The organism is Serratia sp. ME47 (assembly GCF_903970925.1).
GTDB classification, from domain to species: domain Bacteria; phylum Pseudomonadota; class Gammaproteobacteria; order Enterobacterales; family Enterobacteriaceae; genus Serratia; species Serratia ureilytica.
In genome coordinates this window covers 40,476-64,777 of the sequence record NZ_CAJCKE010000004.1, presented here as the reverse complement: position 1 = coordinate 64,777, position 24,302 = coordinate 40,476, and the positions used below count along the sequence as shown (strand labels likewise).

Genomic DNA, 24,302 nt, shown 5'->3' with positions numbered 1-24,302 from the left:
AAATAATATCTTAACCCCGTGAGGCGCTATGAACCCATCAAATCGTGAAGTGACTATCCGCAGAATCAATGGCGACGACAGAGCGCAATGGCTGGCGTTGTGGCAGGGCTATCTCGACTTCTACCGCGCCGACGTGGCGCCGCAGGTGACCGATCGCACCTTCGAACGGTTGGGGCAGGATGAACAGGTGTACGGGCTGGTGGCGGAGGATGCCGACGGCCGGCTGCTGGGGCTGATGAACCTGGTATTCCATCCGTCCACCTGGAGCGCGGTGGGCTATTGTTATATCGAAGATCTTTATGTGTCGCCGCAGGCGCGCGGCCATAAAGTGTCGGAAAAACTGTTCGAACAGGCGTATCGGCTGGCGGAGGCGCGCGGCAGCGATCGGGTCTATTGGATGACTCAGGAGTACAACGCGCCAGCGCGTTCGCTGTACGACAAAATCGGCAGAAGAAGCTCGTTTATCGTTTATACCCGTTAACCGCAGGAGGCGCGTATGGCAATGAATCGTTATGGTCAGCCGATTGGCGAACCGATGCCGGATTGGCAGCCGGCTCGCCGCCCGGGCGGCGCAACGCTCGGCGGGCGTTTCTGTTCACTGGCGCCGCTCGAGCCGCAGCGGGATTACGCCGCGCTGTACGATGCTTTCCAGCTGGCGCCGGACGGCCGCGACTGGACCTATCTGTCTATCGAACGGCCCGATACGCCGGCGGCGATGCTGCAGCATCTGGAGACGCTGCAGGCCAACCCGGGGCTGGTCAATCTGACGGTGTTCGACGCCGCCAGCGACGCGCCGGTGGGGACGGTGGCGCTGATGCGCATCGACGAGGCCAATGGCGTGCTGGAGATTGGCCACGTCAGCTGGTCGCCGTTGATGAAACAGCGCTCCAGCGCCACCGAAGCCATCGCGCTGCTGCTGCGCTACGCCTTTGATACGCTGGGCTACCGCCGCTGCGAATGGAAGTGCGACAGCCACAACGCGCCGTCGCGCCAGGCCGCGCTGCGCTTTGGTTTCCGTTACGAGGGCAACTTCCGCTTTGCGGTGATCGTCAAGGGGCGCAGCCGGGATACCGACTGGTTCGCCATCACCGCCGACCGTTGGCCGATGGTGCGGCAGGCTCTGGAGCGTTGGCTGAGTGCCGAGAACTTCGATGCGCAGGGGCGGCAGATAGCCCGGCTGCAGGTGTTGCGCGGCGAATAATAAGCAACAAGGCGGCCCGCGGGCCGCCTTGTCGTTGTGGGTCTAACGCGCTTACTTCAGCTCGTCGACCAGGGTGGTGGCGCGGCCGATGTAGTTGGCCGGGGTCATCGCCTTCAGACGGGTTTTCTCTTCTTCCGGCAGCGCCAGACCGTCGATGAACGCCTGCATGCCGGCGGCGTCCACGCGCTTGCCGCGGGTCAGCTCTTTCAGCTTCTCGTAAGGCTTCTCGATGCCGTAACGGCGCATCACGGTCTGGATCGGTTCGGCCAGCACTTCCCAGTTGTGATCCAGTTCGTCCAGCAGGTGCGCCTGGTTCACTTCCAGCTTGCTGATGCCCTTCAGGGTGGCCTGATAGGCGATCAGCGCATAGCCCAGGCCCACGCCCAGGTTACGCAGCACGGTGGAATCGGTCAGGTCGCGCTGCCAGCGGGAGACCGGCAGTTTGCCCGCCAGGTGGCCCAGCACGGCGTTGGCCAGGCCCAGGTTGCCTTCGGAGTTTTCGAAGTCGATCGGGTTGACCTTGTGCGGCATGGTGGAGGAGCCGATTTCGCCGGCGATGGTCTTCTGCTTGAAGTGGTTCAGGGCGATGTAGCCCCAGATGTCGCGGTCGAAGTCGATCAGAATGGTGTTGAAACGCGCTACGCAGTCGAACAGCTCGGCGATGTAGTCATGCGGTTCGATCTGGGTGGTGTACGGGTTCCAGGTGATGCCGAGCGAGGTCACGAACGCTTCGCTGAACTGATGCCAGTCCACTTCCGGGTAGGCGACGATGTGGGCGTTGTAGTTGCCGACCGCGCCGTTGATTTTACCCATGATCTCCACGCGCTCCAGCTGGCGGTACTGGCGCTCCATGCGGTAAGCCACGTTGGCGAACTCTTTGCCGACGGTCGACGGCGTAGCCGGCTGGCCGTGGGTGCGCGACAGCAGCGGGATATCGCGGTATTCCAGCGCCAGCCCTTTCAGCGCATCGATGATTTTACGCCAGTAAGGCAGCACCACGTCCTGACGAGCGCTTTGCAGCATCAGCGCGTGCGACAGGTTGTTAATGTCTTCGGAGGTGCAGGCGAAGTGGATGAACTCGGACACCGCGTGCAGCGCAGGCACCGCCGCCACTTTTTCCTTCAGGAAATACTCGACCGCTTTCACGTCGTGGTTGGTGGTGCGCTCGATGGTTTTGATGCGCTGAGCGTCTTCTTCGTTGAATTCAGCGACGATTTTGTCGAGGAAAGCGTTTGCGTCGGCGTCAAAAGCGGGAACTTCCTTGATTTCTGCGCAGGCGGCCAGTTTTTGCAGCCAACGTACTTCAACCTGTACGCGGAATTTCAGCAGACCGTATTCGCTGAAAATGGGGCGCAGTGCGCTGACTTTATCACCGTAGCGTCCATCAACGGGGGAAACGGCGGTCAGTGAGGATAATTCCATCGGTAGCAACTCCTGGGATCGATTAACAATGAGCAACGATATTTTGCGCCTGCTTGAACAGACGATTACGGGAAAACATTAACTGCAGGCGGCTGCCGCCGACCTGTTGCCACAGCACGGCGGCGCGAATGCCGGCCAGCAGCGTGGCGCGAACTTTGGCCTGCACCTGCGGGTTCTGCAAGATCGCCGGTGAGCCGGTCACCTGGATGCGCGGCCCTAGCGGGCTGACCACGTCGACATAAATGCCGGCCAGCGCGCTGATGATGGTGTCCGACTCAAGATCGAAGTGCGCCAGCTGGCGTTCGAGCTGGCCGAGGCGTTCGCCGAGCGTGTTCATCGCCTGTTTGTTGGCGTTGAGCTTGCGCTCCAGCACCATCAGGCTGATGGTGTAGCGGGTCAGTTCCGCGCCCGGCCCTTTGTTGTTGGCGTTAAGCACGCCCATCAGGGTTTCGAGGCCGACCATCAAATTGCGCTCCTCGCCGCCGAACACCGCCAGCGTAGAGGGTGGGTCCATCTGCAGCAGGCTTTTCAGCGAGGTGTGAAACGCTTCGCGGTCGCATTGCCCTTCATGGGCCAATTGCTGAACCAAACGCGCCGACTGGCTGATACCCGCCATGGCCAGCGTGATGTCATAATAATTCTTCGCCACGATGACTCCTGTAAACGCGGTGAACGGTACATGGCTTACTGTATAAGGTTGTGCGTATCGCCAGGGTAACGGCGGCGGCCGCGAACGGTAACGATCGGGCGTGGCTGTAACAACGATGACAACGAATGCCGCGGATCATGCCATAAAATTGAGGGTAAACCCAGCGTCTAATACGCCTGTGGCGAGGCGGATGCGCCGTGCGGCGCAGAACTGCGCAAATAGGCGGCGAAAATCGCCGGCGGCGCGGCACGAACTTATTGTTGCGGCGGCAAATAAAGTGCGGCGGCTGCATCTATACTGCCAACGTGACCCCTCAAATAAAGACCTTTATATGCACGTAAAAAACAAGCAGCCGTTGCCGGCGGTGACGCTGGCGGCCATCGGCGTGGTGTACGGCGATATCGGCACCAGCCCACTGTATACCCTGCGCGAATGCCTGACGGCAGAGGAGGGCATCACCATGACGCCGACGTCGATCTACGGCTTTCTGTCGTTGATTTTCTGGCTGTTGACGCTGGTGGTGTCGATTAAATACATCTGTTTCGTGATGCGCGCCGACAACGACGGTGAAGGGGGAATTCTGACGCTGATGTCGCTGGCGATCCGCAAGCTGGATGCGCGCTGGGTGCCGGCGGCGGTGCTGGTCGGGCTGGTGGGCGGCAGCTTCTTTTACGGCGATGGGGTCATCACCCCGGCCATTTCGGTGCTCTCAGCCATCGAAGGGCTACAGATTATCGCCCCCGAGCTGGACAGCTTCATCGTGCCGCTGTCGCTGCTGGTGCTGACCGCGCTGTTCGCGATCCAGAAACACGGCACCGGCAGCGTCGGCAAACTGTTCGCCCCGGCGATGGTCATCTGGTTCCTGACGCTGGCGCTGCTGGGCATCGGCGGCATTTTGCATCACCCCGGCGTGCTGCGGGCGCTGAACCCTTACTGGGCGGTGAATTTCTTCCTCGAGTACAAGGCCGTGTCGTTCTTCGCGCTGGGCATGGTGGTGCTGTCGGTCACCGGCGCCGAAGCGCTGTACGCCGACATGGGCCACTTCGGCAAAAAACCGATCCGCCTGGCGTGGTTTACGCTGGTGGCGCCGGCGCTGGTGCTGAACTACTTCGGCCAGGGGGCGCTGCTGTTGGCCAACCCGGCGGCGATCAACAACCCGTTCTTCCTGCTGGCGCCGACCTGGGCGCTGATCCCGCTGTTGGTGATCGCCACGCTGGCGACGGTGATCGCCTCGCAGGCGGTGATCTCCGGCGTCTTCTCGCTGACGCGCCAGGCGGTGCGGCTGGGCTATCTACCGCCGATGCGCATCATCTATACCTCCGATCAGGAGTCCGGGCAGATCTACATCCCGGTGGTGAACTGGCTGCTGTTCGCGGCGGTGTTGATCGTGATTATCAGCTTCAAACACTCCAGCAACCTGGCCTCGGCTTACGGCATCGTGGTGACCGGCACCATGCTGCTGTCGTCGATTTTGCTGAGCATCGTGGCGGTGAAAAACTGGGGCTGGCCGCGCTATCTGGGTGGGCTGATGCTGCTTGCCATGCTGTGCATCGACGTGCCGCTGTTCGGCGCCAACCTGATCAAGCTGGCGACCGGCGGCTGGCTGCCGGTGGCGCTGGGGCTGACCATTTTGCTGATCATGCTGACCTGGAAGACCGAGCGTTCGCGCCTGATCCGCCGGCTGCGCGACAATCAGGAAGGGCTGACCGCGCTGATTGAGTCGCTGGAGAAGGCGCCGCCGAAGCGGGTGCCGGGCACCGCGGTGTTTATGGAGCGCACGCCGCATGCGGTGCCGCTGGTGTTGCTGCATAACCTGAAGCACAACAAGGTGTTGCATGAGCGCGTGGTGCTGCTGACCATCGTGACTACCGACATGCCGTATGTGCACAACGTGCAGCGGGTGGCGATCGAACAGCTGTCGACGAGCTTTTGGCGGGTGGTGGCGAGCTACGGCTGGCGCGAAACGCCCAACGTGACGGATATCCTTTATCGCTGCGGCCTGGAGGGGATGAGTTTCACCATGAACGAGACCTCGTTCTTCATGTCGCGCGATACGCTAGTATTGGGCAAGCGCCCCTGGTATCTGCGCGTACGCGGCAAGGTGTTCCAGCTGTTGCAGCGCAACGCGCTGCGGGCGCCGGATCTGTTCGAAATCCCGCCAAACCGGGTGATCGAACTGGGGGCGCAGGTGGAATTTTGAATAAAAAAAACGCTGCGGTAAACGCAGCGTTTTTCTTGGGCGGCAGGCGAACTACGCCAGGCGCTGTTCGATGATGCCGCCGCCGAGGCAGATTTCGCCCTGGTAGAACACCGCCGACTGGCCGGGGGTGACGGCAGAGACCGGCTCGTCGAAACGCACTTCGATGCGTTCGTCGTCGAGCGGGGTCACGGTGCAAGGGATGTCCTGCTGGCGATAGCGGGTCTTCACCGTACAACGGAACGGGCCGGTCAGCGGCTGGCGATCCACCCAGTGCAGCTGCTGCGCGATAAGGCCGACGGACATCAGGCGCGGGTGATCGTGCCCTTGCGCGACCACCAGCACGTTATTGGCCACGTCTTTATCCACCACGTACCACGGATCTTCGCTGCTGTCTTTCAGGCCGCCGATGCCTAACCCTTTGCGCTGGCCCAGGGTGTGATACATCAGGCCCTGGTGTTCGCCGACGGTCTGGCCGTCGACGCTGACGATCGGGCCCGGCTGCGCCGGCAGGTAGCGGCCGAGGAAGTCGCGGAATTTGCGCTCGCCGATAAAGCAGATGCCGGTGGAGTCTTTCTTCTTGGCGGTGACCAGCTCCAGTTGCTCGGCGATGCGGCGCACCTCCGGCTTCTCCAGTTCCCCAACCGGGAACAGGCTTTGCGCCACCTGCTCGTGGCTCAGGGTATAGAGGAAGTAGCTCTGATCTTTGTTGCCGTCGACGCCGCGCAGCAGGCGGCTTTTGCCGTCCACGTCCTGGCGGCGCACGTAATGGCCGGTGGCGATGAAATCGGCCCCCAGGTCTTCGGCGGCGAACTCCAGGAAGGCTTTGAATTTGATTTCTTTATTGCACAGGATGTCCGGGTTCGGCGTGCGGCCGGCCTTGTACTCTTCCAGGAACAGCTCAAACACGTTGTCCCAGTATTCCGCCGCAAAGTTCACCGTGTGCAGTTCGATGCCCAGCTTGTCGCAGACCGCTTGCGCGTCGGCCAGATCGGTCGCGGCGGAGCAGTACTCTTCGTCGTCGTCTTCTTCCCAGTTTTTCATGAACAGCCCAGCGACCTGATAGCCCTGTTGCTGTAACAGATAGGCGGTAACGGAAGAGTCGACGCCGCCGGACATACCGACGATTACTTTTTTCTGGCTGTTGTCTGACATGGGGATCTCACGAACTTGAACACGAACCGTGCTGATAAAAACAAGCGCAGGATTTTACCACGTTGCCCGCGCCGGCGCACTGTTCATCTTGTGCTGCACGGTGCCCTCAATGCGGCCAGGCGAAGCTGCCGACCAGCGACAGCGGGTAACGCTCCGGCTGCTGATAGCTGCGAATGCTCTCGGCCACCAGCGCGGAACGCAGGTTGGGCGCCTGCAAAATCTCGTCGGCGCTCAACCACAGGCAGCGATCGATGTCGCTGTCGTGCGGCTCGGTCGGCAGCGGCTGTTCCAGCTCGATGACGAAGCAAAACCGCAGGAACGGCGTGCGATCCGGCGCAATCCATTGGTGCAGACGTAAAAACACCTGCGGCGTGGCGCGGATGCCGGTCTCTTCCCACAGCTCGCGCTCGGCGGCCTGCACCAGCGTCTCGTCGGCCTCCAGGTGGCCGGCCGGCTGGTTCCACAGCGCTTTGCCGTTGATGGTCTCTTCGACGACCAAAAATTTGCCGGCGGCGTGCACTACGCAGGCCACGGTGACGTGCGGTTTGAACATGCGGTCTCCTTACAGCGGTTTGTCGATGCGCCGATAGATATCGTCCAGCTCGGCGATGCGGGTGCGGTAGCTTTTGAGCAGACAGGCGGTGTCGCCACCGCACCGCTGGCGTTTTGCCAGCCAGGCCTGCTGGCTGTCCTGCATCGCGCCGCGCGCGCCCATGGCGAACAGGCCGCGCAGCAATTGGTATTGGGTGGCCATTTGCACATCCAAATCGTTCAGCGTGCGGTTGGCGCAGATGGCTTGCTCATCGCGGCTTGCCGCCTTGGCGCAGTCGAAGCTGGCGGCCTGGGCGGCGAACGGGGCCGCCAGAGCGGCGAGCAGCAGCGCGATCGGCGTGGATTTCATGGCGCCTCCATCAGTTATCGGTCTACAGAGAATCGATGCTTTTCCATTCACCAGGCTGCAGTGAGCCCAGCGAAAGATTACCCATACTGTAGCGAATCAGGCGCAGGGTAGGGAACCCGATATGCGCCGTCATGCGACGCACCTGGCGGTTTCGCCCTTCGAACAGGGTGATTTTCAGCCAACTGGTGGGGATGGATTTACGCTCGCGGATCGGCGGGTTGCGCGGCCATAGCCACTGAGGCTCGGCCACCAACTCAACACCGGCGGGTAGCGTCGGGCCGTCTTTCAGCGTAACGCCGCAGCGCAATGGCGCCAGATCGCTCTCCTGCGGCGCGCCCTCGACCTGCACATAGTAGATTTTGCCGGTGCGCTTGCCCGGCTGGGTGAGCTGCGCCTGCAGCTGGCCGTCGTTGGTCAGCACCAGCAGCCCTTCGCTGTCGCGATCCAGGCGCCCGGCGGCGTAAACGTCGGGGAAGGGGATGTACTCTTTCAGCGTGGCGCGGCCGGCTTCGTCGGTGAACTGCGGCAACACGTCGAAGGGCTTGTTGAATAACACAATTCGACGCGGCCCCTTCGGCGCGGCGGGTTTGGCGGCATTCGGCTTGCTGAATCGTTTAACGTTGTGATTTCTAACAGAGAATTTTTTCATAACAGTTGAGATTACGGATGATAAGCGCATTATAACCGAATCCGTTTCGGATTGGCGCGGACCGAATATTCAAGTAGTATCTACACGCATCTTACAAAGCATTAACAAAATTGCGCTTGAAGGAGAGGTTGATGGAAAGCAAAGTAGTTGTTCCGGCAGAAGGTAAAAAAATCACGGTTGACGCCCAGGGTAAACTGGTTGTTCCTCATAACCCGATCATCCCGTTCATCGAAGGCGACGGTATCGGCGTTGACGTGACTCCTGCCATGATCCACGTGGTTGATGCGGCCGTTAAAAAGGCTTACCACGGCGAACGTAAAATCTCCTGGATGGAAATCTACACCGGCGAAAAATCTACCCACGTTTACGGTAAAGACGTGTGGCTGCCGGACGAAACTCTGGACCTGATCCGCGACTACCGCGTCGCCATCAAAGGCCCCCTGACCACCCCGGTCGGCGGCGGCATCCGTTCTCTGAACGTGGCCCTGCGCCAGCAGCTGGACCTGTACGTGTGCCTGCGCCCGGTGCGTTACTACCAGGGCACTCCAAGCCCGGTGAAACAGCCTGAGCTGACCGACATGGTGATCTTCCGCGAAAACGCCGAAGACATCTACGCCGGCATCGAGTGGAAAGCCGGCTCCGCCGAAGCGGACAAAGTGATCAAATTCCTGCGTGACGAAATGGGCGTGAAGAAAATCCGCTTCCCGGAGCAGTGCGGTATCGGCGTGAAGCCATGCTCTGAAGAAGGGACCAAGCGTCTGGTGCGCGCGGCGATCGAATACGCCATCACCAACGACCGTGACTCCGTGACCCTGGTTCACAAAGGCAACATCATGAAGTTCACCGAAGGTGCCTTCAAGGATTGGGGCTATGAGCTGGCGCGCGAAGAGTTCGGCGGCGAGCTGATCGACGGCGGCCCATGGCTGAAGATCAAGAACCCGAACACCGGCAAAGAGATCGTGGTTAAAGACGTGATCGCCGACGCCTTCCTGCAGCAAATCCTGCTGCGCCCGGCGGAATACGACGTGATCGCCTGTATGAACCTGAACGGCGACTACATCTCCGACGCCCTGGCGGCCCAGGTAGGCGGCATCGGCATCGCGCCGGGCGCCAACATCGGCTCTGACTGCGCGCTGTTCGAAGCGACTCACGGCACCGCGCCGAAGTACGCCGGCCAGGACAAAGTGAACCCAGGCTCCATCATCCTGTCCGCAGAGATGATGCTGCGTCACATGGGCTGGTTCGAAGCGGCTGACCTGATTGTTAAGGGCATGGAAGGCGCTATCGCCGCCAAGACCGTGACCTATGACTTCGAACGCCTGATGGAAGGCGCTAAACTGCTGAAATGTTCAGAGTTTGGCGATGCTATCGTTAAACACATGTAAGTGTGTTCAGCGCTTGAATGAGAGCGGGAGCCTAAGGGCTCCCGTTTTTTTATTGTTCAAATGAGCAAGCGATTTTAAGCGTTAGCCGATTCACGCACGACCAGCACCGGGCAATTGGCGTGGCGCACCACCGCGGTGGCATTCGAGCCGAGAAGGTAAGTCATTGCAGAAGGGCGGTTGGAACCCATCACAATAATCTCCGCGTTAAGCGCATCGGCGAGTTCCAGGATCTGATCTTTGGGATCGCCGACGGCGACATGCGTGGTCACTCGATCCTCGGGTACGCTGAATTGTTTTGCCGCTTTCGCCAGCCCCTCGGTCGCTATCGCAATGGTTTCATCTTTGGTTTCCACCGCCGCCGTGGCGGCAAAGCCGAAGGCCGCGTAGGTGGCGCGCGACGGGATCACCGCCAGGAAATGGACGTGGGAGTCTTCGAGCCTGGCGAGCGCGTTGACATGCGGGATGACCTGCTGTGTTAATTCCGGCTCGGTAATATCCACGGGAACCAAAATAGTTTTGTACATACTCCCTCCTTATCGTTTTAAAAAACTCCACTTACCGGATTATAGCCGTTCGACGCCGGGAAAGGGGAGATCCGTATGGCAAACCTGGCAACGTTGTCTGCTGAAATGTCAGGCGTTTATCGACGTTATCGTTAAACGCCAATGGGCGCGCTTACTGTTTGAATAGAAAGGGAGCCATCGGCTCCCTTGGTTTTAGCAGGCTCAGATTATCGGAACCTTAATGAGGGATTTCCGACACCTCTTTGACTTCCGTCTTGTTGATTTGCTGTTTGACGCCATTGGCGTCGGTATACCCGATCAACCCGGCAGAAGTCTCTTTCGGTTTGCCGTCACTGATGATCGTTCGGCCATCGTGGGTATGAATAGCGTAGCTGGTGCGTGTGCAGCCTGACAGTGCGGCGATGGCAACCAGGGCGATCGCGGGAAGAACAAGCGCTTTTTTCATTTGAAGCTCCTTTTAGTTATTCAACTCACTCATGTTTGCAATCTGGTCTCGATTGATCTGTTCCGTTTTGCCCGTTTCAGCATTTCGATAGGAGACCAATCCGGTATCTTTATCGATCTGGGGCTTGCCGTCGGTAACAATGGTTTTGCCGTCCGTCGTTTTGATCGCCTGATTGGAAGCGCAGCCCACCAGGGACATCAATGCTGTTGCCGCCAGCAGCGCGGCAAAGGGGCGTTTGCTTTTCATACCTACCATCCTGGTTACTTAAACGAATTTAATATCAGGAAAGTAAGTATAGGCAGATTTTCCAGATTGCCAGGGTTGAAAGTGCTTCTAATGGGATAAAAAATTAAGAATAACTTAATTTATTGATGGAGTGATTGCTCGTTCGGATAACAAGGTTATCGATAGGTCAGGGTGTTCAGCTGTACGCCCCGCCTGGGGCGCTATGGCTTCATGTCATCATCGGCCCACGATTCTCCGCATGCCGATGCTTGATACTCGCAATGTCTCTGGCGGTTTGGCGTTAATTCTGTATAAGTATGCGCCGGGGATCTTGTCGAATACCACGTTGATTTTGGCTGATAGTCATCCATAAGGACAGGGATATGAAAATCACGCATTCAGGCTTTAAAACCGGCGCCGCCACATTATTGGCGGCGATGCTCGCGCTGGCATTAACGGGGTGTGCCAAGAGCACCGCCCCCAGCCAAACCGATCCGGTGAATAAAGAGGTTGACGATCTTTTCGCCAACCTTGGCAACCCAAAGGCGCCGGGAAAAGAGAAAGAACACTATATCGCCCAGTTGCAGGCCGCGATTCAAAGCCATTTGAAAGATGCCGAAGCCTACTCAGGCAAGCGTTGCACATTGAGCATCAAGCTGGCGCCGGACGGTATGCTGATCAGCATTCGGGCTGTTCAAGGGGATCCGGAACTTTGCCAGGCCGCGATAAAGGCAATCGTCAATGCACGTTTGCCTAAACCGCCAACGGCCGCGGTTTACGAAGCGGTCAAAAGCAGCGTATTGGAATTTCGTCCGCAGTGAAAATAAACGGCACTGCGATGCCAGACAATTAAACCAAAGTCACAGGCCGTATTTTCATGCGGCCTGTGAGTATTGGGTTGTGCAATATTTCGTATAGCGCTTCCTCATGCTAAAGCCCGTTTTTTCGGCATTATTTCACGGCATGTGGCGCCACTCTCTACCGATACATCATCGCGCTCACGCGCTCGCTTCGGTCTTTAAAACCGTTGCTGCGCATCGTTACCACATAGTAGCGATAGTGGTGTTTCTGTGCGTATTCGCGCACCAGATCTTCGGCGAACAGGCCGCTGAAGGTGACGGTGGTGACGAACGTCAGCCCTTTCACTTCGTAGGTGCCGATCTCTTGCGGGGTGCCGATATACGGCGGCGGGAACACGGTTTTGTGGAACTGGCAGCCGGCCAGCAGCAGGGTAAACAGCAGGGCGGCGGAGATTTGCGGTATGCTCATCGGGAAATGCTTTCCTTCCTTGGCGCGTGTTTTGGTAACTCTATAATAGGATTACAAAATTCGACCGGGATGTAAAAACTATCCCGCCGCGGTTGCCGTTTCGTTGATGCGGTATCGCCGTTATCCATCAGCATGAGGATTAAAACATGTTTGTTCGCCAGGCCACCGACAGCGATGCCGCAGCCCTGATCGCCCTCGACAGCGTCGCCGAATACGAGCCGCAGCGCGCGGCGCAGATCCGCGCCTGGTGCGGGCAGGGCGTCTGTTATCTTGCCGAGGAGCAGGGCATGGCGATGGGATACGGTGTGCTGCACTATCACTTCTTCGGCTGCGGCTTTGTCGAGATGCTGATGGTCGGCGAGCGCTATCGCCGCCGGGGCGTCGGGCAGGCGCTGATTGCGGCGCTTAAGTTGCACTGCCGGCACCCGAAGCTGTTCACCTCCACCAATCGTTCCAACCTGTCGATGCAGCGGCTGCTGTTGAACGCCGGGTTTGTCGCCAGCGGCCAAATTGACAATCTCGATGACGGCGATCCGGAGCAGGTCTTTTTCATCCCGCTGCGCTAATACAGCCGGACATCCACCGCCTGCTGTTGCAGCCAGGTGCTGACGTAGCCATAAGCGGCATAGAAGGCCAGCAGCGCGAAGATCAGCACGGAAAGCGAGGCCAAAAATTTGACGTCGCCCTGCTTCGAAAACTGATAAGCGCAAGAGATAAAGGCCAGCAGGCACAGCAGGGTGAAGGCGATGGCCAGCGTGGCGTAGAGAATAAGCACAACGAAACCCGTTCTTCCTTGTGAGCGCGGCAAGGATACCACAGACAAAAAAGGGGCCCAAACGGGCCCCGGTGCGATACGGTGCGAGAGGCTTACTCCGCCGCGTCGGGATGATTCTTGCCTTCTTCGATGAATTCTTCGTCGATCTCTTCGATGTTTTCCTTGCTGTCACGACCGGACAGGATGTTCCAGCAGGCGATGAACAGCGCGGCGATCAATGGCCCGATGACGAAGCCGTTAATGCCGTAAATCTCCATGCCACCCAGGGTGGAGATCAGGATCAGGTAGTCCGGCATTTTGGTGTCTTTGCCTACCAGCAGCGGGCGCAGAATGTTGTCCACCAGGCCGATTACGACCACGAAGAACACCACCAGGAAGATGCCTTTCCACAGCATGCCGGTGGCGAAGAAGTAGATCACCGCCGGCACCCAGATGATGGCGGAGCCCACGGCGGGGATGATCGACAAGAACGCCATCAGCGCGCCCCACAGCAAGCTGCCGTCGATGCCGGTAAAGTAAAACGCCAGACCGCCGAGCGCGCCTTGCACCACGGCGACCACCACCGTGCCCTTGACGGTGGCGCGGGAGACGGCGGCGAACTTCACGAACAGGTGGTGCTTCACGTGCTGTGAGAGCGGCAGCGCTTCGAGCGCCAGGTTCACCAGGTACGGGCCGTCTTTCAGCAGGAAGAACAGCAGGTAGAGCATCACGCCGAAGCCGACGACGAAATTGAAGGTGCCTTTGCCGATCAGGAACACGCTGCCCGCCAGGTATTGCCCGCCCTTGAGCGCCACCTCGGAAAGTTGTTTTTGGATCTCGGCGGCGCTGTTGAGGTTATGTTCCGCCAGGAAGCGCTGCGCCCAGCCGGGCAGATGACGCATGAAGTCCGCAAGCATGGTCGGCAATTGGCTGTTGTTGGTCTGCAGCTTGGTGTAAATCATGTTGAATTCCATCGCCAGCGATGAGGCGATGATCGCTAACGGCGTGAACACGATCAGGCAGATCAGCGCCACCGTCAGCAGCGACACCACGCCGTTGCGTTCGCCGACGTACTGTTTCAACTTCTTTTTCACCGGATGGAAAATCACCGCCAGAATAACCGCCCACAGCACCGAGGAGTAATAAGGCCCCAGCACGTCGAGAAAGGCGGCGGTAACGATGAACAGGATCAGAATAAAGAATCCCTTGGAAATGCCTTTAGACATCATAGTCGTCCCTCAAAAGATGAATTTTCAGCATAGATGAACTGAATGAAAACAACACTATCATTACCTTTGCTTATCCGGTAGGGGATTTTTAACGGCGTATTCCATAGGGTTACTAAGGGGAAAGGAGGGCGCCGCGCGAGGCTCAGGCGGCAGCGCAAGGAAAGAAAGAACGCTAAATAGTTAACAAAATTTATTGATTGTGTTTCATTTTGTGTGTTGCGCTTGCCCCCTGCGCCAGGCTTTTCTAGTGTTGATGAGGGCGGCCGTTCGCCCGATACCACGCAGGAGTATGCAAATGACAGAACACAAACGACTTGCCGTTATCGAAAAGGCATTGCTGATCGCTTTCGCCGGTCTGCTGATTTATCTTGTTGCGACCGGCGCCTTGTCATTGTCGGGCCTGGATCATCACTGGCCTTATCCTTCACGATAAGCACGCGCCCGCACCAGGGAATATTCAGCACCGCTAATAATAAATAGAACCTCCTTTCTCATTATTGCGCCATTACGCCGCATTGCGTGGCCCGCGGCGATAAATCAGCGCTAATCCCGCCCCTGACACCGCCGCCGCCAGCACCAGCCAAGCCGGCGCCGCCCAACCGGCCGCGGCCACGATGGCGCTCAGCGCGACCGGGCCGATCACCTGGCCGAGGTAGTTCCCCTGCATCACCAACCCCAGACTCAGCGGCAGCAGCGTGGGCTCTGGCGTCGCCGCCGGCGTGGCGGCCAGAATGGTGGCGGGCAGCATGCCGGCGATGGCGCAGAACAGGAAGCACAGCGGGATCAGCAGGCCATTGGGCGTCATCGGCAGGAAAATGCCGATGCCGAAGATGCCGATGACCAGGCTGGTGGCCGCGAGCAGGCTCCCGGCCCGCAGACCGCGCGACAGCAAGAACCCGGCGGCGAGATTGCCGAGGATATTGACGGCCACCGCCGCCGCGCTGATGCCGCCGGCGGCCGCCAGCGTCAGACCGATGCGCTGCATCAGAAAGATCGGTAAAAAGGTCATCACCGAGAAAAACTGCAGGTTGTAAGCGGTGAACATCAGCGCCAGCAACAGCGGCTGGCGCGCCCGCAGCATCGCGCCCAGCGCTTGCCGCAGCGGCAACGGCGGAGCGTGCGCGTCGGCGGCGCGGCGCGGCGTGGTCAGCGGCAGCAGCAGCGCGGCCAGCAGCGTCAGCGCCGCACCGGCCTGCCAGTTCTGTTGCCAGCCCGCCAGGTGAGGGCCGAAAAACAGCGAAATGGCGATGCCCGCCGGCATGAAGGTGCTCCAGATGCCGAACACCAGGCTGCGCTGCGCCGGGGCGACGATGCGGTTCAGCACCGCCGGCGAGGCGACCACCACGATGACGAAGCCGAGGCCTTCGACAAAGCGGCTGACGATCAAGCCGCTGAAGTCGTGCAGCGTGGCGCCGGTAAAGCTGGCGGCGCTGACGATCAGCAATCCCAGCGCCAGCAGGCGCCGATCGCCCCAGCGGCGCACCAGCAGCCCGGCGGCGATGCCGCCGAACACCCCGACGAAAGGAAACGCCGAGATGACCCAGCTTAGCGTCTCCAGTGAACGGCCAAACTCGGCCTGCAGCGCCGGCAAGGCAATGGTGGCCTTGCCCACGTGCAGCGCCGCAGCGATGCCGGCGAACAGCACATTGATGACGGCTAGCCAGGGCGTGGCGGCGGGGGAAACGCGGTCAATGGCGTTCGGTTTAATCGCAGTCATAACACTCTCCAGTGGCGGTAATGCCCTCACTATGCGTCTGCGCTACGACAGAAGTCGTTCAAATGCTGCGCTGTCACGCGGGGAAATTATTCATTTCGAGCTTTATTTTGCGCGCCTCGTTGTTTGGTTCGCCAGCGTGCCGCCCTGCGTGGACGCGGGTGCCCGTTCAGCGGTTTACTGTTCCGGCACGCAGCGAGCGTGCCCGATCAATTTTATTTATAAGGAGCAGTGTATGTCAGAGATGATGAATGAAAACGGAGCGCCGGTGATGGAGTGGAGCTACGGTGGCCGGGGTGACGATATCAGCAGCAGCCTGACCTTCGACACGGTAGAGGAACAGCCGCATGGCTTCCTGATGACGGTCGATCGGCCGGTTCAGATCTTCAAAGAGGCGCTGTCGCCGCTGATGGCCTTTGTCACGCTGCTGCGTCCGCTGTATGCGAAGACGGGCGAGGGATTCCAGTTCGTGCCGGTTTCCAACCCCTGGACCGATGTGCAGCGCCTGCCGCCAAGCGCCGGTTATCTGGGCGTGCAGGTCAACGCCGGCCTGTTCTTCCACGGGGCCAAACCGACGCACTATAAAGATCGCGACGGCCAGATGAAACCGATCGACGGCGGTACTGTCCTGCAGAACATCACCGTGCTGCATCAGGTGGCGCAGCCGCAGGGCCCGGGCGAAGGCGGGATCTGAGGCTGAAACGTTATCACGGGGCCGGACGCGGCCCTTATCTCGCCTTGAAAACCGCCCTTGGCTTGGGTAAAAAGGGTTGTCTATTCAAGGAGAAGAGTATGTACAGCGACAACGAGAAAAAATTCTACATCATCCTCAACCGCAACCACGAACCGGCCACGCTGTTTAACGCCTCCTGCCATCTGACGGCGGGCATCACCGATCTTATCGAGCAGCGCGAGTTTCACCAGTACCCGAGCAGCCTCGACGGCGTCAGCGCCAATATGAGCCACTACCCGATCGTCATCCTGCAGGCCAAGAACAGCAGCCAGCTCAGCAACCTGATCCTCAAATGCAAGGAGGAGGGCGTGCTGTCCAACTTCTTCACCACCACCATGCTGTCGCATTCCGCCGAGCAGCAGATCGCCGACACCGCCAATACCCCCTACGAGCAGTTGGACTTCGTAGCGGTAGCGCTCTACGGCGACACTGAACAGCTTAAGCCGCTCACCAAGAAGTTCTCCGTCTACCGTTAATCGCGAACGGCGTCACATCAGGGGCGGCAACGGCTATGATATTTTTCCATCAAATCGTTGATGGAGATGAACATGAGCGGCAAGAAAACCACCATGGCGGCCATCGCCAGAGAGGCGCGGGTCGGCATCGCCACCGTCGATCGGGTGATCAACCAACGCGCGTCGGTGCGGCCCGCCACCCAGCGCCGGGTGATTGAGGCGGCGAAAAAGTTGGGGTTCGCGTTGGAGAAGTCCCACTGCCTGTCGGCGGTGCTGGGCAGGCCGGAGCGCCGCCTGAGAATGGGGTTTATCCTGCTGCGGCGTGAACACTCTTTCTATGCGCAACTGGCTGATGAACTGATGGCGCAAGCGGCGCCGTATCATGAGCCGGGTCAGCCGCCGCAGTTCATCTTCCACTCTCTCAATGCCATCGGCGACACCGCCGCCGCCATTAGCCAATTGAGCCGCCAGGTGGAAGCGATCGGCGTGCTGGCGCTGGATCACCCCCTGATCCACTATGCCGTAGAAGAAGCCACCCAGGCGGGCATCAACGTTTTCGCGCTGCTGTCGGATTTATCGGTGCCCAGCCGCGCCGGCTACATCGGTCTGGATAATCAAAAAGCGGGCCGCACCGCCGGCTGGGCGGTGGATCGTCTGTGCCGGCGTCAGGGCGACGTCGGCGTGATCATCGGCGACAACCGTTTTACTTGCCAGGAAGCCTGCGAGATCGGTTTTCGCTCCTACCTGCGTGAGCAGATGAGCGGCCAGCGAGTGCTGGAACCGGTGCGCAGCCTCGAGGACGCGGAAACGGCGCGCCGGGTCACGCGTGAACTGCTGGCGAACCACCCGGAACTGGCGGCGCTTTACGCGCCGAGCGGCGGTGTGGAGGGCATTATTCAGGCGTTGCGAGAGAGCGGCCGGCAGCGCGACATCACGCTGGTGTGCCACGGCCCGGTGCAGGGCGGTGAAATGGCGCTGCTCGACGGCACGGTGGATCTGCTGCTGTGCCACCGCATTCCCGAATTGGCCGCCACGATCGTCGAGACGTTACTCGCCGCCGATGAACAACCGGGATTACGCCACATCATTAATCGCTTCGATGTGATCACCAAAGAAAACCTCTGACGGCCGCTGAGTGGTGGTTGCCGAGGTCAGGGCGCAGCCAGGCGCCGCCTGGATTTGATTAAAAACTATCAAATAATTTATCAAAAATAGCGCGATCTCTATCAAAAAATAAAATTTTCATTATTGATGATTTTGGAATTTTTGTTTGATACTGCCGGCATTCCCCGCAAAAAAGGAGCCGTCGCCATGACTTTGCCTATCGCCAATGCGCCCTGCAGTTGGGGCGTGGATGATCCTAACAACCCCCATTTGCCGCCCTATGCCACGGTTCTGCAAGAAGCGTCGGCGGCCGGCTACCGCAGCATCGAGCTGGGGCCATGGGGCTATCTGCCGACGCAGAGCGAGGCGCTGTGTGCCGCGCTGGAGCAGCATCGCCTGTCGCTGGTGGCCGGTACGATTTTTGACGATCTGGTCAGCGAGGCGAACATTGAGCGCCTGCTGGCCCTGACTCATCGGATATGCCGCAACCTCTCGCGGGCACCCAGGGCGGAGCCGACCGAGGGCGATCGCGCCGCGCCGCCGTTCTTGGTGATTATCGATTTCGGCAATCCGCAACGCGCCAGGTTCGCCGGGCGTTCAGATTTAGCGCCGCGTTTGTCGCCGCGGGAGTGGCAGAGGATGATTGGGCACATTACGCGCATCAGCGAACTGGCCTGGCGGGAATACGGCGTGCGGCCGGTGGTGCATCCGCACGCCGGCGGCTGTATCGAGTTCGCCGACGAAATCGACCGGTTGGCGGCGGACATTCCGCATCACACCGCCGGATTGTGCCTGGATACCGGCCATCTGTATTACGCCGGGCTGGACCCGGCTGCCTGGCTGAGCAAGCACTTTGAGCGTCTCGATTATCTGCACTTCAAAGACGTCGATCCGCAGGTGTTCCGCGAGGTGCTGGCGCGCGGCGTCGATTTCTTCACCGCCTGCGCCGAGGGCGTCATGTGCCCGTTGGGCAGCGGGGCGATCGATTATCCGCAGCTGCGCGCGCTGTTGGCCGAGCGCGGATACCGGGGCTGGATCACTATCGAGCAGGAGCGCGATCCGCGCAATGTGCAGGGCAGCCTGCAGGACGTCACCGCCAGCTTGCGCTACTTGCGCGGCCTCGGCTTTTAATCAGGAGAAACACGATGATCAACGGCAGCAAACCTTTGGCGAGATCGTTGCGCTGGGGCATGGTCGGCGGCGGCGGCACCAGCCAGATCGGTTACATCCACCGTTCGGCGGCCTTGCGCGACGGCGCGTTTACTCTGTTGGCCGGCGCGTTCGACATTGACGCCGAACGCGGGCGTGATTTTGGCCGGAGTCTGGGCGTGGCGGCGGAGCGCTGTTATGCGGATTATGCCGAGATGTTCCGCGCCGAAGCCGCGCGGGCGGACGGCATCGAAGCGGTCTCGATCGCCACGCCGAACAACACCCATTACGCCATTTGCCGGGCGGCGCTGGAGGCGGGATTGCACGTGGTATGCGAGAAGCCGCTGTGTTTCAGCGTCGAAGAGGCGCAGGCGCTGGCGGCGCTGTGCGAGCGGCAGCGCAAAGTCATCGGCGTGACCTACGGCTATGCCGGGCACCAGATGATTTTGCAGGCGCGGCAGATGATTGCCGATGGCCGGCTGGGGGAAATTCGGCTGGTGAATATGCAGTTCGCCCACGGCTTTCACGCCGCGCCGGTGGAGCAGGATAATCCCAGCACTCGCTGGCGGGTCGATCCGCGCTTTGTCGGCCCCAGCTATGTGCTGGGCGATCTGGCGACCCACACGCTGTTCCTGGCGGAAACCATGGCGCCGCAGCTGAAGATCCGGCGGCTGCTCTGCAGTCGACAAAGCTTTGTGCCGTCGCGCGCGCCGTTGGAGGACAACGCCTATGTGCTGATGGAGTATCACAACGGCGCCATCGGCTCCGTGTGGGCTTCGGCGGTCAACTGCGGTTCGATGCATGGCCAAAAGGTGCGCATTGTCGGTGAAAAGGCCAGCCTGGAGTGGTGGGATGAACAACCCAATCAGCTGCGCTTCGAAGTGCAGGGCGAGCCGGTGCGGATCCTGGAGCGCGGCATGCCGTATCTCGCCGCGTCGGCGCTGGCGGACGATCGCATCGGCGGCGGCCATGCGGAGGGGCTGTTTGAAGCCTGGTCGAATCTCTACCGCCGCTTCGCGCTGGCGATGGACGCCACCGATCGGCGCGACGCAGCCTTCCTGGCCGACTTCTGGTACCCGGACGTGCAGGCCGGCGCGCTGGGCGTGAAGTGGGTGGCGCGCTGCGTGCAATCCGCCGAAACCGACGCCGGCTGGGTCGCCTTCGACTGAGCGAGCGATTCGCTCAGACGCTGGCCCCGTCGTAGCTGTGGATCTGTAACGCATCCAGCGCGACGTCCGGCACGCAACGCAGGTTAACGGCGCACATCGCGGCGCCGTCTGGCGCGGTGCCGTAGGCGAAGGGCTGGGCTCCGCAGACTCGGCAGAACTGATGGCGGATCCTGTGGTGATTGAAAGTGTAGGTGCTGAGCTGGTCCTGACCGCTGTTGAGCGTGAAAGCGCTGATGGGGAAGAACGACAGCAGCAGCCCTTTGCGGCGGCAAATCGAACAGTTGCAGCTGAGGGCTTCGGTCGGCAGTTCGGCGTCCACGGTAAAGGTGACGGCGCCGCAGTGGCAGCTTCCCTGGAATGACATGGCGATGATCCTGTAACAGGGGAGAGTGTTTGCCCAGTATCCAGTATAGTGCAATTTATCGTCACTCGGCCGCGCCGGGCGCGGTTTCCTTAATAAATGCGCGGTTTTCTGGTAGGTTAAGGTTTAACGTCATCAAAAGGAGATCGCGATGTTAGAGCATTACTATCCGGCAAACATGGGCGCCGAACCGGTTACGGACGAACAGCACAAGCGGCTGGTGGCGGTGCAGGCGGCACTGGAGCTTATCAAGGCTACGCTGTCAGACACCAACGATGGCAACGGCGTGGATTTCCAGCTGAAGGCGGCGGAGAAGCACATCGGCCCGATGGCCGACGCTATTCAGGAAGCCCTGAAGTAACGGTTCGCCGTCACGTCAACCGCCCGTATCGGGCGGTTTTTTTTTGCGCCGATTACTGCGGTCTTTTACGACGCCAGCGGCTCAAGCCATCATCAGGTGCTCGTTCATATTCCGCTCTCGCGCCTTTGCTCGACGGCGGTTGCCAACCGTGCCGGAATAGGATTAAATGCTGCACTGACTGTATAAATAAACAGGGGTGTTGCAATGAGCCTGGCGCTGAAGGGTGAGAAGATCGCGCGTAACCGCTTTACCGGCGAAAAAATTGAAAACGGCAGCTTTATGCTGTGTGATTTTTCGGGCGCCGATCTGACCGGCACCGAATTTATCGGCTGTCAATTTTACGATCGCGAGAGCCGACAGGGCGGTAACTTCAGCCGCGCGATCCTGAAAGACGCGAGTTTTAGAAGCTGCGATTTATCGATGGCCGATTTCCGCCACGTTGACGCATTGGGGTTGGAGATCCGCGAATGTCGCGCGCAGGGAGCAGATTTTCGCGGCGCCAGCTTTATGAATATGATCACCAGCCGCACCTGGTTTTGCAGCGCCTATATCACCAAGAGCAACCTGAGCTACGCCAATTTTGCCAAAGTGGTGTTGGAGAAATGCGAGCTGTGGGAAAACCGTTGGCACGGCGCGCAGGTGCTCGGCGCCAGCTTCAGCGGCTCCGATCTGTCCGGCGGCGAATTCTCCGGTTTTGACTGGCGCGCCGCCGATGTCACCCAGTGCGATCTGAGCAACGCGGAACTGGGCGAGTTGGATTTGCGCACCACCGATCTGCAGGGCGTTAAAATGGACAGTCACCAGGCCGCTCAACTGCTGGAGCGGCTGGGGATCGCAATCATCGGCTGAAGGGGAGGGTTAACGCGATGGTTGGGCAAATAAGCGATTGAACGCTTGATCCGCGTCCACGGAAATGCGGCGTTGCATTACCGGGATAGTGAAACGCGGATCGCGCGCAAAGTGCCGAGCTTGCTCGTTGAGCGGCACGACGGCGATCGCCAGATTGTCGTTAGCCTGCATGACGCCTTCCTGCTCTAACAGGGCGAATACCGGCGCGTGGCGCGCGTTGCCCAATGAGCAAGCCGAAATCCAATAATCGCCGTCTTGGGCAAATTTGCACTGCGCCGCTTGCGGGCCAATCGCGCTGATTTGTTTGGCTATCAAGGCGTTCGCGTTTTCCACATAGCTTGGCGGTGCCGGCTGGCAGCCCGCCAAACTGAGCGTCAGCGCCGTCAGCATCAGTGTTCTTTTGCCCATCATAGCCATCCTTGAGGTCATTTCCTGTAAAGTAAAATAATTATCCTAACAACGATAATGCGCCAGTGTCGAGAACAGATTGATTTATTAAGCTTTTATTTCTCTTTCATGACGATTAAGCGGTTTTCTTCAGTGTTATAGCAGGGAGTAGTTTCGCGTGAAGGGAAGAGCAGAACGCGGAATCGGCGGCTGTTTGCGCGTTCATGATCGGCCCCGGCGCGGCGAGTCCAATCGTTCGTTATTTTTCACCCCGAACGCCGCGCCGAAAACCCTGAGCTGGCGGCAGATGTAGGCGGTGCTTTGCGGTAATAAATTTATGAGGCAGATGAATATAATTTAAAATATATCTTGCTTAAATAATTTAGCTGTGTGTAAATAGCGTCATCGGTTTGTAGTACAGACCTTATGAAAGCAGTTTTAGTAAAGCAGTTCTCAGTATTAGCGATATCCCTCAGATACCTCTTCTTCCGCGAATTCTCTTCTCTAGTGCCCCATAAGTTTCCAATAAAAACAGACCTCTATCGCCCTATGGCGTCGCAAAAATATAAAGGAAATATCTCTATGTCCAATAAAATGACGGGTTTGGTAAAATGGTTTGATGCAGGTAAAGGCTTTGGTTTTATCACCCCGGCAGACGGCGGCAAAGATGTGTTCGTACACTTCTCCGCTATCCAGAGCAACGATTTCAAAACGCTGGACGAAGGCCAACAGGTTGAGTTCACTATCGAAAATGGCATGAAGGGGCCTTCTGCCGGCAACGTGGTCGCGTTATAATTTTTGGCCGAGGTGCAATTTCTTACGACAGCGATGATGGTTTAAGCCGGAGCAGTTAAGCAATGAAATCCTCAGCCTGAATAAACTCCGGGTTCGCCCGGAGTCTTTCTCGATACGTCATTAGCTCAGCAGGAAGAGCGGCAGCGAAATTATTCGTTGGCGGACTGGGGTTCGATTCCTCGATGACGTTCCAATAATTAATGATTATTGGCAACAGAAAAACAGATTGCCGCAGAATTAATAACGCCGCGTTTCAGTCTATTTTTCTGTTGTGAAAAAGTCGCGCTTAGGCTGCGTAATGTTGGAGTGTGGGATGGACGCTTACGCCATAACATGACAGCCGGGAAAGTCACCGGCACACGATTAATAGCCCCGGCCTTGGCCGGGGTTTTTTATACCCGCGATCTTAACGCTGCGAGTCCAGCAGTTCGTTATTTTTCACCACGTCCTGCGCCTTGAGGTAGCTCTCGATCAGCAGCTGATAGGCCGGGAAGATTTTGGTGTAGACTTCGGCCCACTGCTGAGCGTCGGCGCGATTCCAGCTGCCCTGCAGCTCGGAGGCGACGCCGGCGGTGTCGATCGGCACCACGCCCGCCTGTACCACGCGCGCCAGGGTAATTTCCTGCGCCATTTTCGAGTAGGTGCCGGAGGCGTCGATTACCGCGAAGACCTTATAGCCTTCGGCCACCGCGCTGATGGACGGAAAGGCCATGCAGACGCTGGTGATGGTGCCGGCGATGATCAGGGTTTTGCGGCCGGTGGCTTTGACCGCCGCCACGAAGTCCGGGTTGTCCCAGGCGTTGATTTCCCCTTTACGGGCGACGTATTGCGCGTGCGGCGCATTCTGGTGAATTTCCGGGATCAGCGGGCCGTTGGGGCCCTGCGGCACCGAGGCGGTGGTGATCACCGGCAGTTTGCTGAGGGTGGCGATGCTGGCGAGGGCGGCGGCGCGAGCGCGCAGTTCGGTCATCGGCATATCGGCGACGGTCTGAAACAGACCGCTTTGGTGGTCAATCAGGAGCATGACCGCGTCATTAGCATCAATAACAGGACGCTGGCCGTTGAAGTTGGCTGGAGTGCTCATGGTGTCTTCCTTTTTTCGTCGTGAGGTCAGTGGGTATCTTCTTTGATTGATAAGGCTGAAACTCAGCACTTGCCTACAGTGTAGGGAGAGGAGAGAAATCCGGTAGAGCCTAAAGCCGGGATGCATCGTTCCATAA

Annotated in this window: 31 protein-coding genes and 1 pseudogene; 16 read left to right on the top strand and 16 right to left on the bottom strand. The window is 59.2% G+C overall.

Annotated elements, in window-relative coordinates; genetic code table 11:
- Positions 1-28 precede the first annotated feature (28 nt).
- Together H7A77_RS05960 and H7A77_RS05955 are read left to right on the top strand one after the other, a co-directional pair.
- Entirely contained in the window at positions 29-481 is a 453-nt protein-coding gene (locus H7A77_RS05960; protein WP_033652064.1) for a GNAT family N-acetyltransferase, read from the top strand.
- Positions 482-496: 15 nt separating this feature from the next.
- A complete protein-coding gene (locus tag H7A77_RS05955; protein ID WP_072627762.1) occupies positions 497-1,201 on the top strand; it encodes a GNAT family N-acetyltransferase in 705 nt (234 codons plus the stop codon).
- A 51-nt stretch (positions 1,202-1,252) separates the two neighbouring features.
- On the opposite strand, the gene purB is transcribed toward H7A77_RS05955, so the two are convergent.
- A complete protein-coding gene (gene purB, locus H7A77_RS05950; protein WP_033652066.1) occupies positions 1,253-2,623 on the bottom strand; it encodes an adenylosuccinate lyase in 1,371 nt (456 codons plus the stop codon).
- Between the two features lie 22 nt (positions 2,624-2,645).
- Positions 2,646-3,272 (bottom strand): high frequency lysogenization protein HflD, encoded by a 627-nt coding sequence (gene hflD / locus H7A77_RS05945; protein ID WP_033642780.1) that lies wholly within the window; start codon positions 3,270-3,272, stop codon positions 2,646-2,648.
- 331 nt (positions 3,273-3,603) lie between these two features.
- On the opposite strand from hflD, the gene kup reads away from it, so the two are divergent.
- Positions 3,604-5,472, top strand: coding sequence for a low affinity potassium transporter Kup (gene kup, locus H7A77_RS05940; RefSeq protein WP_182073939.1), 1,869 nt, complete (start codon positions 3,604-3,606; stop codon positions 5,470-5,472).
- A gap of 51 nt (positions 5,473-5,523) precedes the next feature.
- Here kup and mnmA read toward each other — a convergent pair whose 3' ends face one another.
- The 4 genes from mnmA to rluE form a co-directional block, all read right to left on the bottom strand.
- Positions 5,524-6,624: a tRNA 2-thiouridine(34) synthase MnmA gene (mnmA, locus tag H7A77_RS05935; RefSeq protein ID WP_072627760.1), complete on the bottom strand. Its 1,101-nt coding sequence runs from the start codon at positions 6,622-6,624 to the stop codon at positions 5,524-5,526.
- 106 nt (positions 6,625-6,730) lie between these two features.
- Positions 6,731-7,177 (bottom strand): NUDIX hydrolase, encoded by a 447-nt coding sequence (locus H7A77_RS05930; protein WP_182073938.1) that lies wholly within the window; start codon positions 7,175-7,177, stop codon positions 6,731-6,733.
- 9 nt (positions 7,178-7,186) lie between these two features.
- The gene (locus H7A77_RS05925; RefSeq protein WP_033652068.1) at positions 7,187-7,525 is read right to left on the bottom strand and encodes a lysozyme inhibitor LprI family protein; all 339 of its coding nucleotides are present in this window, start codon (positions 7,523-7,525) and stop codon (positions 7,187-7,189) included.
- Positions 7,526-7,547: 22 nt separating this feature from the next.
- A complete protein-coding gene (gene rluE / locus H7A77_RS05920) occupies positions 7,548-8,174 on the bottom strand; it encodes a 23S rRNA pseudouridine(2457) synthase RluE (RefSeq protein WP_046686908.1) in 627 nt (208 codons plus the stop codon).
- Between the two features lie 131 nt (positions 8,175-8,305).
- Between rluE and icd the strand changes: the two genes are divergently transcribed.
- The gene (icd, locus tag H7A77_RS05915) at positions 8,306-9,559 is read left to right on the top strand and encodes an NADP-dependent isocitrate dehydrogenase (protein ID WP_015377612.1); all 1,254 of its coding nucleotides are present in this window, start codon (positions 8,306-8,308) and stop codon (positions 9,557-9,559) included.
- 74 nt (positions 9,560-9,633) lie between these two features.
- Here icd and uspF read toward each other — a convergent pair whose 3' ends face one another.
- The 3 genes from uspF to H7A77_RS05900 form a co-directional block, all read right to left on the bottom strand.
- Positions 9,634-10,083 carry a universal stress protein UspF gene (gene uspF / locus H7A77_RS05910; RefSeq protein ID WP_042784284.1) on the bottom strand — a complete coding sequence of 150 codons (450 nt, stop codon included), beginning with the start codon at positions 10,081-10,083 and terminating at the stop codon, positions 9,634-9,636.
- A gap of 217 nt (positions 10,084-10,300) precedes the next feature.
- Positions 10,301-10,528 carry a YgdI/YgdR family lipoprotein gene (locus tag H7A77_RS05905; protein ID WP_019454813.1) on the bottom strand — a complete coding sequence of 76 codons (228 nt, stop codon included), beginning with the start codon at positions 10,526-10,528 and terminating at the stop codon, positions 10,301-10,303.
- A 12-nt stretch (positions 10,529-10,540) separates the two neighbouring features.
- Positions 10,541-10,774, bottom strand: a complete 234-nt coding sequence (locus H7A77_RS05900) for a YgdI/YgdR family lipoprotein (protein ID WP_033642785.1) — start codon at positions 10,772-10,774, stop codon at positions 10,541-10,543.
- Between the two features lie 362 nt (positions 10,775-11,136).
- On the opposite strand from H7A77_RS05900, the gene tolA reads away from it, so the two are divergent.
- Positions 11,137-11,574 carry a cell envelope integrity protein TolA gene (gene tolA, locus H7A77_RS05895; protein WP_182073937.1) on the top strand — a complete coding sequence of 146 codons (438 nt, stop codon included), beginning with the start codon at positions 11,137-11,139 and terminating at the stop codon, positions 11,572-11,574.
- Between the two features lie 157 nt (positions 11,575-11,731).
- Here tolA and H7A77_RS05890 read toward each other — a convergent pair whose 3' ends face one another.
- Positions 11,732-12,022 (bottom strand): hypothetical protein, encoded by a 291-nt coding sequence (locus H7A77_RS05890; protein ID WP_042784287.1) that lies wholly within the window; start codon positions 12,020-12,022, stop codon positions 11,732-11,734.
- Positions 12,023-12,168: 146 nt separating this feature from the next.
- Between H7A77_RS05890 and H7A77_RS05885 the strand changes: the two genes are divergently transcribed.
- Positions 12,169-12,588 (top strand): GNAT family N-acetyltransferase, encoded by a 420-nt coding sequence (locus tag H7A77_RS05885; RefSeq protein WP_182073936.1) that lies wholly within the window; start codon positions 12,169-12,171, stop codon positions 12,586-12,588.
- Here H7A77_RS05885 and H7A77_RS05880 read toward each other — a convergent pair.
- Positions 12,585-12,797 (bottom strand): hypothetical protein, encoded by a 213-nt coding sequence (locus tag H7A77_RS05880; RefSeq protein WP_042784289.1) that lies wholly within the window; start codon positions 12,795-12,797, stop codon positions 12,585-12,587. The genes H7A77_RS05885 and H7A77_RS05880 overlap by 4 nt on opposite strands.
- A 92-nt stretch (positions 12,798-12,889) precedes the next feature.
- Positions 12,890-14,005 carry an AI-2E family transporter gene (locus H7A77_RS05875; protein ID WP_033652078.1) on the bottom strand — a complete coding sequence of 372 codons (1,116 nt, stop codon included), beginning with the start codon at positions 14,003-14,005 and terminating at the stop codon, positions 12,890-12,892.
- Between the two features lie 295 nt (positions 14,006-14,300).
- Here H7A77_RS05875 and H7A77_RS05870 point away from each other — a divergent pair, with 295 nt between their 5' ends.
- Entirely contained in the window at positions 14,301-14,438 is a 138-nt protein-coding gene (locus H7A77_RS05870) for a hypothetical protein (protein ID WP_016928056.1), read from the top strand.
- Positions 14,439-14,510: 72 nt separating this feature from the next.
- Here H7A77_RS05870 and H7A77_RS05865 read toward each other — a convergent pair whose 3' ends face one another.
- Positions 14,511-15,722, bottom strand: a complete 1,212-nt coding sequence (locus H7A77_RS05865) for a CynX/NimT family MFS transporter (protein ID WP_182073935.1) — start codon at positions 15,720-15,722, stop codon at positions 14,511-14,513.
- 232 nt (positions 15,723-15,954) lie between these two features.
- Here H7A77_RS05865 and H7A77_RS05860 point away from each other — a divergent pair, with 232 nt between their 5' ends.
- The 5 genes from H7A77_RS05860 to H7A77_RS05840 all read left to right on the top strand — a co-directional run bounded on the left by H7A77_RS05860 (position 15,955) and on the right by H7A77_RS05840 (position 20,329).
- A complete protein-coding gene (locus tag H7A77_RS05860) occupies positions 15,955-16,413 on the top strand; it encodes a hypothetical protein (RefSeq protein WP_033652080.1) in 459 nt (152 codons plus the stop codon).
- Between the two features lie 98 nt (positions 16,414-16,511).
- Positions 16,512-16,928, top strand: coding sequence for a DUF2000 domain-containing protein (locus H7A77_RS05855; RefSeq protein ID WP_033652081.1), 417 nt, complete (start codon positions 16,512-16,514; stop codon positions 16,926-16,928).
- Between the two features lie 72 nt (positions 16,929-17,000).
- Positions 17,001-18,032, top strand: a complete 1,032-nt coding sequence (locus H7A77_RS05850) for a LacI family DNA-binding transcriptional regulator (protein ID WP_182073934.1) — start codon at positions 17,001-17,003, stop codon at positions 18,030-18,032.
- A 186-nt stretch (positions 18,033-18,218) separates the two neighbouring features.
- Positions 18,219-19,142: a TIM barrel protein gene (locus H7A77_RS05845; protein WP_182073933.1), complete on the top strand. Its 924-nt coding sequence runs from the start codon at positions 18,219-18,221 to the stop codon at positions 19,140-19,142.
- A gap of 14 nt (positions 19,143-19,156) precedes the next feature.
- Positions 19,157-20,329 (top strand): Gfo/Idh/MocA family protein, encoded by a 1,173-nt coding sequence (locus H7A77_RS05840; RefSeq protein WP_033652084.1) that lies wholly within the window; start codon positions 19,157-19,159, stop codon positions 20,327-20,329.
- A 13-nt stretch (positions 20,330-20,342) separates the two neighbouring features.
- Here H7A77_RS05840 and H7A77_RS05835 read toward each other — a convergent pair whose 3' ends face one another.
- Positions 20,343-20,693, bottom strand: coding sequence for a GFA family protein (locus H7A77_RS05835; protein ID WP_016928050.1), 351 nt, complete (start codon positions 20,691-20,693; stop codon positions 20,343-20,345).
- A 148-nt stretch (positions 20,694-20,841) separates the two neighbouring features.
- On the opposite strand from H7A77_RS05835, the gene H7A77_RS05830 reads away from it, so the two are divergent.
- A complete protein-coding gene (locus H7A77_RS05830; RefSeq protein WP_004941260.1) occupies positions 20,842-21,051 on the top strand; it encodes a hypothetical protein in 210 nt (69 codons plus the stop codon).
- A 204-nt stretch (positions 21,052-21,255) separates the two neighbouring features.
- Positions 21,256-21,900 (top strand): Qnr family pentapeptide repeat protein, encoded by a 645-nt coding sequence (locus H7A77_RS05825; RefSeq protein WP_033642796.1) that lies wholly within the window; start codon positions 21,256-21,258, stop codon positions 21,898-21,900.
- Positions 21,901-21,909: 9 nt separating this feature from the next.
- Here H7A77_RS05825 and H7A77_RS05820 read toward each other — a convergent pair whose 3' ends face one another.
- Positions 21,910-22,308, bottom strand: a complete 399-nt coding sequence (locus tag H7A77_RS05820; RefSeq protein WP_182073932.1) for a hypothetical protein — start codon at positions 22,306-22,308, stop codon at positions 21,910-21,912.
- A gap of 561 nt (positions 22,309-22,869) precedes the next feature.
- On the opposite strand from H7A77_RS05820, the gene cspA reads away from it, so the two are divergent.
- Positions 22,870-23,082 carry an RNA chaperone/antiterminator CspA gene (gene cspA, locus H7A77_RS05815; RefSeq protein WP_004941268.1) on the top strand — a complete coding sequence of 71 codons (213 nt, stop codon included), beginning with the start codon at positions 22,870-22,872 and terminating at the stop codon, positions 23,080-23,082.
- A gap of 114 nt (positions 23,083-23,196) precedes the next feature.
- Positions 23,197-23,275, top strand: a pseudogene (locus H7A77_RS05810).
- Between the two features lie 213 nt (positions 23,276-23,488).
- On the opposite strand, the gene H7A77_RS05805 reads toward H7A77_RS05810, so the two are convergent.
- Positions 23,489-24,166, bottom strand: a complete 678-nt coding sequence (locus H7A77_RS05805) for an isochorismatase family protein (protein WP_016928046.1) — start codon at positions 24,164-24,166, stop codon at positions 23,489-23,491.
- Positions 24,167-24,302: the final 136 nt, after the last annotated feature.